Annotated in this window: 10 protein-coding genes; 9 read left to right on the plus strand and 1 reads right to left on the minus strand. The window is 67.0% G+C overall.

The annotated features are described in order from the left end of the window. Positions 1-2: 2 nt before the first annotated feature. The 8 genes from ABQY74_RS14630 to ABQY74_RS14665 all read left to right on the plus strand — a co-directional run bounded on the left by ABQY74_RS14630 (position 3) and on the right by ABQY74_RS14665 (position 12215). Positions 3-1916 (plus strand): beta-galactosidase, encoded by a 1914-nt coding sequence (locus ABQY74_RS14630; protein ID WP_349791967.1) that lies wholly within the window; start codon positions 3-5, stop codon positions 1914-1916. Next, entirely contained in the window at positions 1910-3274 is a 1365-nt protein-coding gene (locus ABQY74_RS14635; protein ID WP_349791969.1) for an APC family permease, read from the plus strand. The genes ABQY74_RS14630 and ABQY74_RS14635 overlap by 7 nt, the downstream gene beginning before the upstream one ends. Then, positions 3256-4188 carry a PfkB family carbohydrate kinase gene (locus ABQY74_RS14640; protein WP_349791971.1) on the plus strand — a complete coding sequence of 311 codons (933 nt, stop codon included), beginning with the start codon at positions 3256-3258 and terminating at the stop codon, positions 4186-4188. Before ABQY74_RS14635 ends, ABQY74_RS14640 begins: the two co-directional genes overlap by 19 nt. Then, positions 4185-5609, plus strand: a complete 1425-nt coding sequence (locus ABQY74_RS14645) for a 6-phospho-beta-glucosidase (RefSeq protein ID WP_104623034.1) — start codon at positions 4185-4187, stop codon at positions 5607-5609. Before ABQY74_RS14640 ends, ABQY74_RS14645 begins: the two co-directional genes overlap by 4 nt. 234 nt (positions 5610-5843) lie before the next feature. Further along, on the plus strand, positions 5844-7304 hold the full coding sequence (locus ABQY74_RS14650) for a glycoside hydrolase family 125 protein (RefSeq protein ID WP_349791973.1): 1461 nt from the start codon (positions 5844-5846) through the stop codon (positions 7302-7304). Between the two features lie 135 nt (positions 7305-7439). After that, complete coding sequence (locus ABQY74_RS14655; RefSeq protein WP_349791975.1) at positions 7440-9782, plus strand: GH92 family glycosyl hydrolase; 2343 nt, start codon at positions 7440-7442, stop codon at positions 9780-9782. A gap of 56 nt (positions 9783-9838) precedes the next feature. Continuing rightward, entirely contained in the window at positions 9839-11680 is a 1842-nt protein-coding gene (locus ABQY74_RS14660) for a beta-galactosidase family protein (protein WP_349791977.1), read from the plus strand. A gap of 319 nt (positions 11681-11999) precedes the next feature. After that, positions 12000-12215, plus strand: coding sequence for a hypothetical protein (locus ABQY74_RS14665; protein ID WP_016904393.1), 216 nt, complete (start codon positions 12000-12002; stop codon positions 12213-12215). 62 nt (positions 12216-12277) lie between these two features. Here ABQY74_RS14665 and ABQY74_RS14670 read toward each other — a convergent pair whose 3' ends face one another. Continuing rightward, complete coding sequence (locus ABQY74_RS14670) at positions 12278-12607, minus strand: RebB family R body protein (protein ID WP_349791979.1); 330 nt, start codon at positions 12605-12607, stop codon at positions 12278-12280. A 408-nt stretch (positions 12608-13015) separates the two neighbouring features. Between ABQY74_RS14670 and ABQY74_RS14675 the strand changes: the two genes are divergently transcribed. Further along, positions 13016-14101 (plus strand): sialidase family protein, encoded by a 1086-nt coding sequence (locus ABQY74_RS14675; RefSeq protein WP_349791981.1) that lies wholly within the window; start codon positions 13016-13018, stop codon positions 14099-14101. Positions 14102-14956: the final 855 nt, after the last annotated feature.

Here is a 14956-nt window from a genome sequence, read left to right on the forward strand (position 1 = left end):
CGATGAAACGCAGAAGCCTGTGTACGTTCGGCCTGCTCGCACCGTTCGGTCTGGCGGCCGCGCCGGCGCTGCTGTCGTCGCTGCATGCGCCGCTGCCGGATGGCCGCCCGCATGCGTTCGGCTTCGAGCGCGGCCAGTTCGTGCTGGATCAGCAGCCATGGCAACTGCGCAGCGGCGAGATGCATCCGCTGCGCATCGCCCGTGCGGACTGGCTGCATCGCATCCGCATGGCCAAGGCACTGGGCTTGAACACCATCGCGCTGTACCTGATGTGGAACGCCTACGAACGCGAGCCGGGGCAGTTCGATTTCGACACCGGCGAACGCGATTTCGTTGCCTTCATCCGCCTCTGCCAACAGGAAGGGCTATGGGTGTATCTGCGCCCCGGCCCGTACGTCTGCGCCGAGTGGACGCTGGGCGGGCTGCCGCCGTATCTGTTGCGCGAGCCGGGCATGCGCCTGCGCGATGCCGGCGACGCGCGCTACATGGCGGCGGTGCAGCGCTACATCGCCGCAGTGGCGCCGCGCATCGCCCCGTTGATGGCCAGTGCCGGCGGACCGGTGCTGATGCTGCAGATCGAGAACGAATACAGCATGCAGGGCAGCGACGTGGGCTATCTGCAGGCATTGGCTACGCTGTGGCGCGCGCACGGCATCGATGGCCCGTTTTCATTGGCCGAGGGCATGAAGGATCTGCGCCGGCGCAAGACCTATCTGCCAGGCGCCGCGCTGGGACTGGATGGGGCCGATCTGGCTGAACTGCAGGAAGCGAAACAGTTTGCAGGCAGCGCGCCGGTGTGGGTGGCCGAAGGCTATCCGGGTTGGCTGACGCATTGGGGCGAAGACGACTTCGCAAAGCGCGATTACGCGCCGATGCTGCAGCAGCTGATGGCCGCCGGCTACTCGTTCAATCTCTACGTGGTGCATGGCGGCAGCAACTTCGGCCTGAGCGCCGGCGCCAATGCCGAGGACGACGGCTCGCAGTTCCAGCCTGCACTGACCAGCTACGACTACGGCGCCCCGATCGACGAAGGCGGCCGCGCCACGCCCGCGTACATGGCGCTGCGCCGGATCATCGCCCGGCACAGCAGCACCGCGCTGCCGGCAATCCCGCAGGCACCGCCGCGCGCACGCTTTGCATCGGTCACAGCGCACCCGGTCGCCGCGCTCTGGGACACCCTGAGCCCCACGCCGGTGCACACCGAGCGGCCCACCGACAACCAACGCCTGCTCAAGCAGAACCTGGGGCTGGTGGTGTACCGGCGCCGTATTACAGCCGGCACGCAGCTGGAGCTTGGCAAGGTGCACGACTACGCGGTGGTGCAACTGGACGGCGAGGAGATCGGGCATGTCTCGCGCATGCCGCACGCGCGCCTCAACGGCGCGCCGCAGCTCCCGCTCCCGCAGGCCGCATCCAATGAGCGCAGATTGGACGTCCTGGTCGACAGCTTCGGCCACATCAACTTCGGCCCGGCCTTGGGCGATGCAAAAGGCTTGCTCGGCCCGGTGCTGCTGGATGGCAGGGAGCTGCGCAATTGGCAGGTTTACGGCTTGCCGCTGGATGACGACAAGGCGCCGACGCTGCGCCCGCTGCAAGGCCCACCCACACGGCCCGGCCTGTACTTCGCGGCCGCCATCGCGCTGGAAACCGTCGGCGACGTCTACATCGACATGAGTCAGTGGCGCAAAGGCTATCTATGGGTCAACGGCCGCCTGCTCGGGCGTTACTGGGACATCGGCCCGCAGCAGTGCCTGTTCTGCCCTGGCGCGTGGTTGAAGAAAGGCGACAACGCAGTGCTGGTGCTTGATCTGCATCGGCTGCAGCCGGCCGCGATTCACTGCGCAGACGGGCTGACCTCCGCACGCATCGCGAGCACCACGGCGGCAGTCGCGCAGGCGGAGCCCAGCGCATGCTGACCGCACCCAGCGTCGTGCCGGCGACTCCACAGGCGTCGGCACCGCCGCGCACGCTCGGGTTCTGGAGCGCGCTGTCGGCCAACCTGCTCAACATGATCGGCATCGGGCCGTTCATCACCATTCCGCTGGCCTTGTCGGCACTGGCTGGGCCGGCGGTGCTGGCCGGTTGGGTCGCCGGCGCACTGCTCTGCCTGTGCGATGGCCTGGTGTGGGCCGAGCTGGGCGCGGCGATTCCGCGCTCGGGCGGGCCGTACCACTATCTGCGCGAGGCCTACGGCCGCGAACGCTGGGGGCGGCTGTTCGGTTTTCTGTATCTGTGGCAGACGCTGCTGACTGCACCGTTGTCGGTGGGCTCGGCGGCGGTCGGTTGCGTGCAGTATCTGGCGTTCCTGCTGCCGGGGCTGAGCCATACCCAGCTCACTGCGGTCGCGATGGCGTTGTGCGCGTTCAACACGCTGCTGCTGTATCGCAAGGTGCGCTCGGTGCAGCTGCTGTCGCTGCTGGTCAGTGCGGTGGTGATCGGCGCCTGCGTGTGGATCATCGTCAGTGGCGTGCTGCATTTCGACGTCGGCATCGCCTCGGCGTTCTTGCATGCCCGCCCGGCATCGCCGCACGGATTCTGGCTGGGCTTTGGTGCAGTGGCCTTGATCGCGGTCTACGACTACGGCGGCTACAACAACGTGTGCATGCTGGGCGGGGAAATCCGCAAGCCGCGCCGCACGATTCCGCGCGCGGTGCTGATCTCGATCCCGATCGTGGCGCTGCTGTATCTGGGCCTCAACATCACCTTGCTCGGTGTACTGCCCTGGCAGCAGGCGGCGCACTCCAAGGCGGTGATGGCCGACTTCATGCAGGCCATCTACGGCCCTATCGGCAGCACCGTGGCGGTGGCGCTGATCGTGCTGGCCAGCTGGGGCTCGGCGCTGGTTGTGCAGTTGGGCTACTCGCGGGTGCCGTATGCGGCCGCAGCGGCCGGGCAGTTCTTCGGCGTGTTCGCGCGGCTGCATCCGCGCGGCGGCTTCCCGACCGTGTCGCTGTTGTTTGTCGGTGCGACCTCGGCGCTGGCCTGCCTGCTGTCGCTGGACGATCTGATCGCCACCTTGATGATCATCCAGATCCTGTTCCAGTTTCTGGCGCAATGCCTGGCGGTGGTGCTGCTGCGACGCAGGCGACGTCGGCGCGCCTTTGCGATGCCGCTGTATCCCTGGCCGTTGCTGATCAGCGTGCTCGGCTGGCTGTACCTGCTGGCGACCAGCCCGGGACACCGCCTGCTCGCTGCCGTGGTGGCGCTGTGCGCGGGCAGCGCCTTATATCTGATCCAGGCTCGGAGGCAGCGCGCATGGCCGTTCCAGCAGTGAACACCGCGCAACTCGTGGTGGTCGGCGAGGTCTATCTGGACCATATCTTCAGCGGCTTCGCACGCTGGCCGGCACCGGGCGAAGAAGCGCTTGCACGCCGTTACACGCGTGAGCTCGGCGGCGGCACCGTCATCACTGCCTGCGCGCTGGCGCGCCTGGGCTGCAACGTGCGCGTACTCGGTGCGATCGGTGCACAGGACCGCGCGGTGTTCGCCCAGCGTCTGGGCGAGTTCGGTGTCTCGGCCGACGGGCTGGTCGATTCGGAAGCCGGCACCGGCGTGACCACCAGCGTGTCGCTGCAGGAAGACCGCTCGTTCTTCACCTATGTCGGCGCCAATGCCGAGTTGGGCACGCTGCTGCTGCGCGAGCAATCCATGGCCGCAATGCGCGCGGCCCGGCATGTGCATTTCGCAATGCCGTTGCCGGCCACGCTGGCCGCCGTCGTGTTGCCGCTGCTGGCGAGCGCCGGCTGCACAACCTCGCTGGATGTGGGCTTCAGCCCGGCCTGGCTCACCGACCCGGCCAACCACGCCACCTGCCGCGCGGTGACCTGGTTCCTGCCCAATCAGAAAGAAGCCGCGCTGATGGGCTGCGGCGACGGCGCCGATGCTTGCCTGGCGTGGGCGCGCGCGCTTGGCCTGCGGCAGGCGGTGATCAAGCGCGGCGCTGCGGGCGCCATGGTGATCGACAACAACGGCGCACGCCCGATCGCCGCACCCAGCGTGCCGGTACGCGACACCACCGGTGCCGGCGATGCCTTCGATGCCGGCTTTCTGGCTACCCAGCTGCGCGGCCTGCCGCTGGACGAGAGCGCACAGCACGGCTGCCATGCCGGCGCTGCCTGTTGCAGCGCGCTCGGCGCGCTCGATGGCCTTTTTCTTTTATCTCCCCCCACACACGAGGACGTTCCATGAGCAGTTCTGTCGACAATCGCAAGCTGACCCTGATCGGCGGCGGCGGCGTACGCACGCCGTTGGTGGTGTACGGCGTCAACGAGGCCGCCGAAGCGCTGGGCGCGCGCGAGATCGTGCTGTACGACCCCGACCAGGAGCGCCTGGCGCTGATGGTGGCGATGGGCCGCGCCATCGTCGCCGAGTCCGGCGGCGCGTTGCAGGTGCATGCCGCGCCCTCGCTGGAAGCGGCGATCGAAGGCGCGCACTTCGTACTCAACAGCATCCGCGTCGGTGGCATCGCCCAGCGTGCTTCGGACGAGCAAACCATCATCCGCCATGGCTATTCCGGCCAGGAAACCACCGGCCCCGGCGGCGTGGCCAAGGCCTTGCGCACGGTGCCGGTGGCGATCGAACAGGCACGCCTGATCGAGCGGCTGAGCCCGGACGCCTGGCTAGTCAGCTTCACCAATCCGGCCGGGCTGATCACCCAGGCCATCAGCGCGCACACCCGCGCGCGCGTGGTCGGCATCTGCGACACGCCGGTGGAGCTGTTCCACAACATCGCGCGCGCGCTCGGCGAGCCGGCCGAAGAGGTGGAATGCGACTACGTCGGCCTCAACCACCTGGGCTGGATCCGCGCAGTGCGGCTGCGTGGCGTGGACATCATCGACCGTGTGCTCGCCGACGACGCCATCCTGCGGCAGCTGTACCTGGCGCCGTTGTTCGACTTCGACATGCTGCGCGCGCTGCGGCTGATCCCCACCGAGTACCTGTACTTCTTCTACGAGCGCCGCCGCGCCCTGGACAACCAGCGCGCCAGCGGCGCCAGCCGCGGTGGCGAGATCGAACGGCTCAACCGCAGCCTGATCGGCGACCTGCGCAGCCGCCTGGAGGCCGGCGACACCACCGGCGCGGTGCAGACCTATGCCGCCTACCTGGCGCAGCGCTCCGGCTCGTACATGAAGCTGGAGGCCGAGGCCGGCTCGGCCTTCGCGCCTGACCTGGCGCCGCAGCCGGACCCGTTCCGCGCCAGCACCGGTTATCACCGCATCGCGGTGGACGTGATGAGCGCGCTGACCGGTGCCCGCCCCAGCCGGCACGTGGTCAACGTGCGCAACCAGGGCGCGCTGGCCGAGCTGGCCGACGACGACATCGTGGAAATCGCTTCGGACATCGACCGCGACCGCATCGTGCCGATCCCGGCCGCGCCGCTGCCGGCCGCGGTGCAAGGGCTGGTGCGCTCGTTCAAGGCCTACGAACACGCTGCAATCGAGGCCGCGCTCAGCGGCAGCCATCTGGACGCCTGCAAGGCGATGCTGATCCACCCGGCGATCGGCGAGTGGAGCCCGTCGCGGCGCATGCTGGACGAACTGTTCGGGCATGCACACGACGATGGCCACTGCGCGGGACCGGCGCACTGGCGCGGGCATGCGGCCGGTTGAAAGCCGGTGCCGCGCGACCGCCGAGGACGCGGACCAGCCACTGCCGCCATGGCCGCAGGCCAGGCGTACGGCGCCGAATTGTGCGGACGCACTATGCACATTCGGCGCACACGTTGTATGGTCATCGGGAATTGGTCATGCATAGGTCTCATCATCGGCCCGGCACGTGATGCCGCCGCTGCAAGGATGTCCGCTGCGTCGACCGCTTGCTGAAATCCCAGGGAGCTCCAGGTCATGCACACCCGCCGCGACATCCTTCAGTTGCTGGGCGCCAGCGCGGGCGCCGGCCTGCTCGCCGGCGCACTGCCCGCCTTCGCCGCCCCCGTTGCCGGCACCTCCACGGCTGCCGGCAACTTCGTCAGCAAGCGCCCGGCCAAAGCGCAGCGCCGCTTCGTCAGCAAGGCGGTCGAGCAGCAGATCGTGCAGATCAAGTCGCGCATCGCCGATCCCGAACTGGCTTGGCTGTTCGAGAACTGCTACCCCAACACGCTGGACACCACGGTGGAAACCGGCACCCGCAACGGCAAGCCGGACACCTTCGTCATCACCGGCGACATCCATGCGATGTGGCTGCGCGACTCCTCCGCCCAGGTGCACCCGTATGTGCCGCTGGCCAGGCGCGACCCTGCCTTGCGGCGCATGTTCCATGGCCTGATCCAGCGCCAGGCCGCCTGCATCCGGCTGGACCCGTACGCCAACGCCTTCCTGCCCGATGGCCAGACCCAGCGCCTGAAGTGGTCGCTCAACGACATCACCGAGATGAAGCCCGGCGTGGGCGAGCGCAAGTGGGAGATCGATTCGCTGTGCTACCCGATCCGCATCGCGCACGAATACTGGCGCGCCACCGGCGATGCCGCCCCGTTCGACGACGACTGGCGCGCGGCGATGCAGGTGGTGGTCAGGACCTTCCGCGAGCAGCAGCGCAAGGACAACCGCGGCCCCTACGTATTCCAGCGCCCCTCGCCGCTGGCGACCGAGACCCTGGTGCTGGAAGGCTACGGCCAGCCGACCCGGCCCAACGGCATGATCCACTCGATGTTCCGCCCCTCCGACGATGCCTGCGTGTATCCGCTGTTCGTGCCGGCCAACCTGTTCGCGGTGGCCTCGCTGCGCCAGCTGGCAACGATGAGCACGGCCCTGCATCGCGATGCCGCGTTTGCTGCCGACTGCACCGCGCTGGCCGATGAAGTGGAAGCCGCAACGCGCAAGTTTGGCCAGCAACGCGATACCGATGGGCAGGCCTACTGGGCATTCGAAGTGGACGGCTACGGCAACCAGTTGTTCATCGACGACGCCAACGCCCCGGGCCTGCTTAGCCTGGCCTACCTGGGCTGCTGCGACCGCGCCGACCCGGTATTCCTGCGCACGCGCCAGCTGGCCTGGAGCGAGCGCAACCCGTATTTCTCGCGCGGCAGCGCGGCCGAAGGCGTCGGCAGCCCGCACAGCGGCATGGGCACGATCTGGCCGATGTCGATCATCCAGTACGCGCTGGTCAGCGACGACGACGAGCAGCTGCGCCAATGCCTGCAGTGGCTCAAGACCACCCATGCCGGCACCGGCTTCATGCACGAGGCCTTCGACAAGGACAACCCGAGCACTTTCACGCGCGACTGGTTCGCCTGGGCCAACACCTTGTTCGGCGAACTGATCATCGACCTGCACCAACGCAAACCCCAGCTGCTGCGCAGCGCCTGATTCCACGAAGGGCCCACCCTTCCAACGCGGAACTGCAGAGCGCTTGATCTTCCCTTCTCCCGCCGGGAGAAGGTGCCCGAAGGGCGGATGAGGGTACGGCCCGCCCCACTTCGTGACATCCAAGAGCACATCACCATGGCAACACGACGCGGTTTTCTCCAAGGCGCCATCGCGGCAGCACTGTTCGGCAGCGCCGGCCTCTCCGGGCTTGCGCGCGCACGCGCCGGCAACTACGCACTGCCGGCCGATGCACGCACCCGCGCCGAGCTCACCCGCCATGTCGATGTCTTCATCGGCACCGGCGGCCATGGCCACACCTTCCCCGGTGCGACCCTGCCGTTCGGCATGGTGCAGCTGAGCCCGGACACCTACAACGCGGTGTGGGATTCGTGCTCCGGCTATCACGAGTCCGACGGCTCGATCATGGGCTTTTCGCACACGCATCTGTCCGGCACCGGCATCGGCGACATGCTGGATTTCCTGCTGGTGCCCGCCACCGGCGAAGTGAAGCTGGTGCCCGGTGCACTCGACGCACCGGACAGCGGTTACCGCTCGCGCTACGACCATGCCGACGAAGCCGCCTCGCCTGGTTACTACCGCGTGCGGCTCAAGGACAGCGGCGTACATGCCGAACTCACCGCCACCGCGCGCGCCGGCCTGCATCGCTACCACTTTCCCAAGGGCAAGCCGGCGCACGTGCTGCTGGATCTATGCCACGGCATGCAGGACAAACCCGGCATCCCCACCCGCATCACCGACGCGCAACTGCGCGTGGTCGACGACCGCACGCTCACCGGTGGCCGGCGCGTCTATCAATGGGCGCAGGGGCGCTACATCTATTTCGCCATGCGGCTGTCGCGGCCGTTCAAGCAGGTGCAGCTGTACAACGAAGACCAACCGCTGGCCGCAGGCACGCGCAACGTGGACGGCGTGCACCTCAAGGCCGCCCTGCACTACCCCGACGCAGCCGACGCACCGCTGCTGATCAAGGTCGGCATCTCCGCGGTCAGCGCCGACAATGCGCTGGCCAACCTGGATGCGGAACTGCCGGACTTCGACTTCGCCCGCGTGCATGCGCAAGCCGTGGCCGCCTGGGAAAAGGAACTGGCACGCGTACGCATCGACAGCGATGACGACGTGCAACGCCGCATCTTCTACACCGGCCTGTATCACAGCCTGCTCGCGCCCACCCTGTTCAGCGATGTGGATGGCCGCTACCGCGGCATGGACCTGCAGATCCACACCGCCCCCAAGGGCTATCACAACTACAGCACCTACTCGCTGTGGGACACCTACCGCGCCGCGCATCCGCTGCTCACCCTGGTGCAGCCCGAGCGCGTACCGGACCTGCTGCAATGCCTGGTGCGCGGCGCCAACGAATGCCCGGACGGCGTGGGCATCTGGCCGCTGCAGGGCGTGGAAACCGGCTGCATGATCGGCTACCACTCGGCCGTGGTGCTGGCCGAAGCGCATGCCAAGGGCTTCACCGGCATCGACTACACCGCCGCCTGGCCGGCCTACCGCAAGCGCGCCATGGACGACACCACCCATGGCCTGGCGTACTACCGCAAGCTCGGCTACATCCCCGCCGACAAGGTCGACGAAGCGGTCAGCCGCACACTGGAATACGCCTACGACGACTGGGCCTGCGCGCATCTGGCACAGGCCGCCGGTGCCACCGACGATGCACGCGCACTGCGCGAACGCTCGCGCAACTACCGCAACGTGTTCAATCGCGACAGCGGCTTCGTACAGGCGCGTCTGGAAGACGGTAGCTGGGCCACGCCGTTCGACCCGCGCGGCATGGGCCATATCAGCAAATGGCGCGATTTCACCGAATCCAACGCCTGGCAGGCCAGCTTCCTCAATCAGCACGATCTGTACGGTTACATGGACCTGTACGGCGGCCGCGACGGCTTCGTCGCCAAGCTGGACGAGCTGTTTTCCACCAGCTCCGAACTGCCCGCCGATGCGCCACCGGATATCGACGGCCTAGTCGGCCAGTACGCGCACGGCAACGAGCCAAGCCACCACGTCGCGTATCTGTTTGCTTACGCCGGCCAACCGTACAAGACCCAGGCGATGGTGCGCCGGCTGCTGCGCGAGCAATACCACGACGCGCGCAATGGCCTGTCCGGCAACGAGGATTGCGGGCAGATGAGTGCCTGGTTCGTGCTCAGCGCGCTCGGGCTGTATGCGGTGGACCCGGTCAGCGGCAACTACGTCCTCGGCAGCCCGCTGTTCAAGCGCGCAGAACTCGATGTCGGCAACGGCCGCACGCTGCGCATCGTCGCCAACAACAGCAGCGCGCAGAACGTGTATGTGCAGTCGCTGAGCTGGAACGGCAAACCGACCAACCGCAGCTGGATGCGGCATGCCGACCTGGCCGCTGGCGGCACGCTGGAATTCACCATGGGCGCCAAACCGAACCTGACCTTCGGCGCGAGCAAGGAGGATCTGCCGCCTTCGTTTGCTTGAGGTTTGTCCTTACTCGTCATTCGTCACTCGTCACTCGTTACCGCCGAGAATCGCCCATGTTGCGCAGCACCCTCAGCCCCCTCGTCCTGGCCCTCGCGCTGGCGCTTCCCGTCGCCGCCAGTGCCGCCGACACCCACACCTGGCCCAGCTTCGGCACGCAGGGCACGCAGTTCGTGCGCGACGGCAAGCCGTACCAACTGCTCTCCGGCGCCATCCATTTCCAGCGCATCCCGCGTGACTACTGGAAAGACCGCCTGCAGAAGGCGCGCGCACTGGGCTTGAACACGGTGGAGACCTACGTGTTCTGGAACCTGGTCGAGCCGCAGCAGGGCCGGTTCGACTTCACCGGCAACAACGACGTGGCCGCCTTCGTACGCGAGGCCGCCGCGCAAGGCCTCAACGTGATCCTGCGGCCCGGCCCCTACACCTGCGCCGAGTGGGAAGCCGGCGGCTACCCCGCCTGGTTGTTCGGCAAGGACAACATCCGCGTGCGCAGCCGCGACCCGCGCTTCCTCGCCGCCAGCCAGGCCTATCTGGATGCCGTGTCCCAACAGGTGCGTCCGCTGCTCAATCACAACGGCGGGCCGATCATCGCCGTGCAGGTCGAGAACGAATACGGCTCCTACGACGACGACCACACCTACATGGCCGACAACCGCGCCATGTACGTCAAGGCCGGCTTCGACGACGCCTTGCTGTTCACCTCCGACGGCGCCGACATGCTCGCCAACGGCACCTTGCCGGACACCCTGGCGGTGGTGAACTTCGCCCCCGGCGAGGCCAAAAGCGCGTTCGACAAACTGATCAAGTTCCGCCCTGACCAACCGCGCATGGTCGGCGAATACTGGGCCGGCTGGTTCGACCACTGGGGCAAGCCGCACGCCAGCACCGACGCAAAACAACAGACCGAAGAGCTGGAGTGGATCCTGCGCCAGGGGCATTCGGCCAACCTCTACATGTTCATCGGCGGCACCAGTTTCGGCTTCATGAATGGTGCCAACTTCCAGGGCAATCCCAGCGACCATTACGCGCCGCAGACCACCAGTTACGACTACGACGCCATCCTGGACGAAGCCGGCCGCCCCACCCCCAAGTTCGCGCTGATACGCGACGCCATCGCCCGCGTCACCGGCGTGCAGCCGCCCGCGCTGCCCAAGCCGATCGCGATCACTGCACTGCCGGACACCCAACTGCGCGAATCCGCCTCGCTGTGGGACAACCTGCCCGCCCCGATCGCCATCGACACCCCGCAGCCGATGGAGCACTTCGGCCAGGATTACGGCTACATCCTCTACCGGACCACCGTCACCGGCCCGCGCAAGGGGCCGCTGTACCTGGGCGAGGTGCGCGATGTGGCGCGGGTGTATGTCGACCAGAAGCCGGTCGGCAGTGTCGAGCGCCGGCTGCAGCAGGTTTCCACCGACGTGGATATTCCGGCAGGCCAGCACACGCTGGATGTCCTGGTCGAAAACAGCGGCCGCATCAACTACGGCCCGCGCATGGCCGACGGCCGCGCCGGGCTGGTCGACCCGGTGCTGCTGGACAACCAGCAGCTCACCGGCTGGCAGGCCTTCCCGCTGCCGATGCGCTCGCCCGACAGCATCCGCGGCTGGACCCGCACCCCCGTCGCAGGCCCGGCCTTCCATCGCGGCACGCTGCGCATCGGCACACCGACCGACACCTATCTGGACATGCGCGCCTTTGGCAAGGGCGTGGCCTGGGCCAACGGCGTCAACCTGGGCCGCCACTGGGCCATCGGCCCGCAGCGGGCGTTGTATTTCCCGGCCCCGTTCCAGCGCAAGGGCGACAACAGCGTGGTGGTGTTCGACCTGGACAGCACCGCCAAGCCCGGCGTGCGCGGCCTGCAGCAGCAGGTGTGGATCACGCCGGAGGACTAACCGGCACGCGGGTGGCGGGCTGCTGGAGATCGCGCACCGGCCCGGGATGGCGATCGCAAGCCGCACGCCCATGCCCGCCGACGCCCAAACCAACTGCCAGGCAACCCGCCCCGGGCGCCCCCGAGCGACGCCCCTTCAGAGCGCCGTGCGCCCGCCGCTATCTGGAGGTCCGCCGCCCGCGCAGCGTCTGCTACCAATTGTGGTATCGGACCGTTCGCATTCCAGGCAAGATCACCGGCTCACGCCGTTGTGGAAGGCAGTGGCGCATTCCCGTCGTCCTATCGGGCGACGGTCAGATCGTGAGTTCCAGGAGCGTTTCATGTCGTCGTCCACCGTTACGCAAGACCCTGTCTCCGCGGTTCCGGAGCAGACCCAGCACGCCTTCGCCGAACACGTTCACAGCAAGCCCGCGCCCAGCCAGCCGATCGGCAGCACCGAAGCGGCGCACCTGATGACCTTCCTGTGCCAGACCCACTCGGCCAAGCAGCCGCAGATCCTGCTGCCGCCGCAGGCGCGCGACGACGACGCGGCCTGAGTGCACCGACGCACTCGTGTCAGCAACATTGGCGACAGCACTGGCGCTGTCGCCAGCCGCCATTATTTGCCGGTGTTGAACGCATTGAGCACGGTGAGCAGACTGGTCAGATTGTCGGGGACACCCGCTTGTGCGACCTTCTCGACATCCGCCGCCGAGGCGGTCGTATCAAGGCTGTAGATCTGCATCACGCCCTGGTTGGTGGCGGCCTGCGACAGGGTGTTTTGCTGCTGTTGCACCGATACCGCGTTCTGAAACAGGATGCCGCTCGAATGCGCCATGCTCTGGTAGATCGTGCCCATCGCCATTGCAGGCGCCTCGCCAATGACCTTGACGTTGGACTGCGTGACAGCATCGTTGATCTGGTTGTTGACTGATGTTGGAAAAGCCATGCGTGTGCTCCTGAGTGGACGGACACACGGCGCTGCGCGTTGTTGCACGCCAATCGGCCCTGACAGCCGGTCGCACCCGTTTACCGCGTTGCAGTACGCCGACCAAGCGCCAGGCACACCGTACACCGTGTCATCTCGATAACGGCCTGCTCGCGCACGACTGAATCCTCGCAACGCCGCTTCGCGATGGACGTCGCAGGCGCAGCAACGTTCTGCGTCATGGCGGTGGGTAGGGTCAACGCGGTCAGGCCGAGTGCGGCCAGCCAGCGCAATGGGGAGAGCGGGTGCCATGACATCGCCGCGCCTCGCCGTGGTCGGTGACCACGACCGCCTGGGATGACCGGGGAACATGGTATTTAATAGATAATAAATAGGTATCTTTAAAAATCCGCACAGGACTTCACCACGATGCTCCCGTCACGCCTGCTGACCTGCCTTGCTGCGAGCCTTGCCGCCTGCGCAGTTCATGCCGAATCGCCCATGCCGACGCCTTCGCCCATCGTGCTCAGCGAGTTCATCGCCGACCCGGCACCGACACCGCAGGCGCACGCCTCCACGCTGCTGGAAACCCGCGACGGCACGCTGCTGGCGGCCTGGTTCGGCGGCGCGCACGAGGGAGCGGCCGATGTCGGTATCTGGCTCGCACAACGCGGCGAGCAGCACTGGCAGCCGCCGCGACGCATCGCCGATGGCGCGCACGCAGGCACCAATGGCGCCGCGCTGCCGGCCTGGAATCCGGTGCTGTTCCAGTCCGGCACCGGCCCGGTGCAGCTGTACTACAAGCTCGGCCCGAATCCGCGCGATTGGTGGGGACTGCGCACCACTTCCGATGACGACGGTGCGCACTGGTCGCCGCCGCAGCGGCTGCCCGACGGCATTCTCGGCCCGATCAAGAACAAGCCGGTGCAATTGCCGAACGGACGCATCCTCGCGCCCAGCAGCAGCGAAGACCGCCGCTGGCGCGCGCATCTGGAATGGAGCGACGACGACGGCGCGCACTGGCAGCGCGGCATGCCGCTCAACGACCCGAGTGTGATCGGTGCGATCCAGCCCAGCGTCCTGCTGCACGCAGACGGGCGCGTGCAGGTACTCGGACGCAGCCAGCAGAACAAGTTGTTCAGTACCTTCTCGCAGGATGGCGGCCTGCATTGGCAACCGATGCAGTTGCTGGACGTGGAGAACCCCAACTCCGGCACCGACGCAGTGATGCTGCGCGACGGCCGCGCCCTGCTGGTCTACAACCCCGGTATCGCCGGCAAGGACTGGTGGGATGGTCGCGGCACGCTTGCAGTGGCGCTATCGACCGACGGCTTGCATTGGCAGCGTGTACTCACGCTGGAAAACAGCGCAAAGGACGAGTTCTCCTACCCGGCGGTGATCCAGACCCGCGATGGCCTGGTCCATATCAGCTACACCTGGAAGCGCCAACGCATCAAGCATGTAGTGATCGATCCGGTGAGGCTAGGCGGCAATGCAGATGGCACGATGCCATAGTCACTTCTGCATTGTCCGGAAGTAAGCCAAGCGCACGGTGTCCTTGCCGCTCGCGGGACACGCCGCGAAATGCGCAAGACACAAGCCCAATTCAGTCGAGCGCGCGGTGCCCTCGCCGCTCGCGGGACACGCCGTAAACCCGTCCCTGGGGGCTCGGTGGCGGCATCCATGCCGCCACACGGTCCCGCAAGCGGCGAGGACACCGCACCAGAGAAGTTGTTGGCTGTTTTATTGAAAGCCATGCGTACCGACCATCGAGACTGGTCCTTGTCCGCCTACCGTCGCGGGACCTTACGCGGCATGGATGCCGCGTAAGAGCCTACAAGGACGTACTTGCGGCGTGTCCCGCGATGGTGGGCGGGCAAGGGCCCTGCAAAGAAGCAGCAGATCAGATGCTTTGCGTTCGCTTCTTCCACAGTGCCCTGTCTAAGCTCAACACAACATGCTCTTGAGCTCGGCCGCCGTTTCAACGCAGCAAAGCCTGGTGGTCGAGGGCGCAATGCCCTCACCACTTCCGGGACACGCCGTGAATCCATCCGTGGAGGCTCCGTGGCGGCATCCATGCCGCCAAGGGTCCCGGAACCGGCAAGGGCATCGCGCCTGCTAAGTTGGTCGTGCGCTGATAGAACTGCACAAGCGGCTCGCCGACAACCGCTCCTGCTCTTCTCCATGCCGACCATCTCGACAGGTCCTTGTCCGTCCACCGTCGCGGGACCTTACGCGGCATGGATGCCGCGTAAGAGCCTACAGGGACGTACTTGCGGCGTGTCCTGCGATGGTGAGCGGGCAAGGACCCTGCAGCCAAGCTACAGCTCACATGCGACGTCTTCGCTTCACCTAAATTGCCCAGCCACA

Source organism: Xanthomonas sp. WHRI 7064, assembly GCF_040202355.2.
GTDB classification, from domain to species: Bacteria; Pseudomonadota; Gammaproteobacteria; order Xanthomonadales; family Xanthomonadaceae; genus Xanthomonas; species Xanthomonas arboricola.

What these genes read in the sequence shown, in the direction of transcription:
- ABQY74_RS14630 (WP_349791967.1), top strand. Translation starts at nt 3, where the DNA reads ATGAAACGCAGAAGCCTGTGTACGTTCGGCCTGCTCGCACCGTTCGGT.
- ABQY74_RS14635 (WP_349791969.1), top strand. Translation starts at nt 1,910, where the DNA reads ATGCTGACCGCACCCAGCGTCGTGCCGGCGACTCCACAGGCGTCGGCA.
- ABQY74_RS14640 (WP_349791971.1), top strand. Translation starts at nt 3,256, where the DNA reads ATGGCCGTTCCAGCAGTGAACACCGCGCAACTCGTGGTGGTCGGCGAG.
- ABQY74_RS14645 (WP_104623034.1), top strand. Translation starts at nt 4,185, where the DNA reads ATGAGCAGTTCTGTCGACAATCGCAAGCTGACCCTGATCGGCGGCGGC.
- ABQY74_RS14650 (WP_349791973.1), top strand. Translation starts at nt 5,844, where the DNA reads ATGCACACCCGCCGCGACATCCTTCAGTTGCTGGGCGCCAGCGCGGGC.
- ABQY74_RS14655 (WP_349791975.1), top strand. Translation starts at nt 7,440, where the DNA reads ATGGCAACACGACGCGGTTTTCTCCAAGGCGCCATCGCGGCAGCACTG.
- ABQY74_RS14660 (WP_349791977.1), top strand. Translation starts at nt 9,839, where the DNA reads ATGTTGCGCAGCACCCTCAGCCCCCTCGTCCTGGCCCTCGCGCTGGCG.
- ABQY74_RS14665 (WP_016904393.1), top strand. Translation starts at nt 12,000, where the DNA reads ATGTCGTCGTCCACCGTTACGCAAGACCCTGTCTCCGCGGTTCCGGAG.
- ABQY74_RS14670 (WP_349791979.1), bottom strand. Translation starts at nt 12,607, where the DNA reads ATGGCTTTTCCAACATCAGTCAACAACCAGATCAACGATGCTGTCACG.
- ABQY74_RS14675 (WP_349791981.1), top strand. Translation starts at nt 13,016, where the DNA reads ATGCTCCCGTCACGCCTGCTGACCTGCCTTGCTGCGAGCCTTGCCGCC.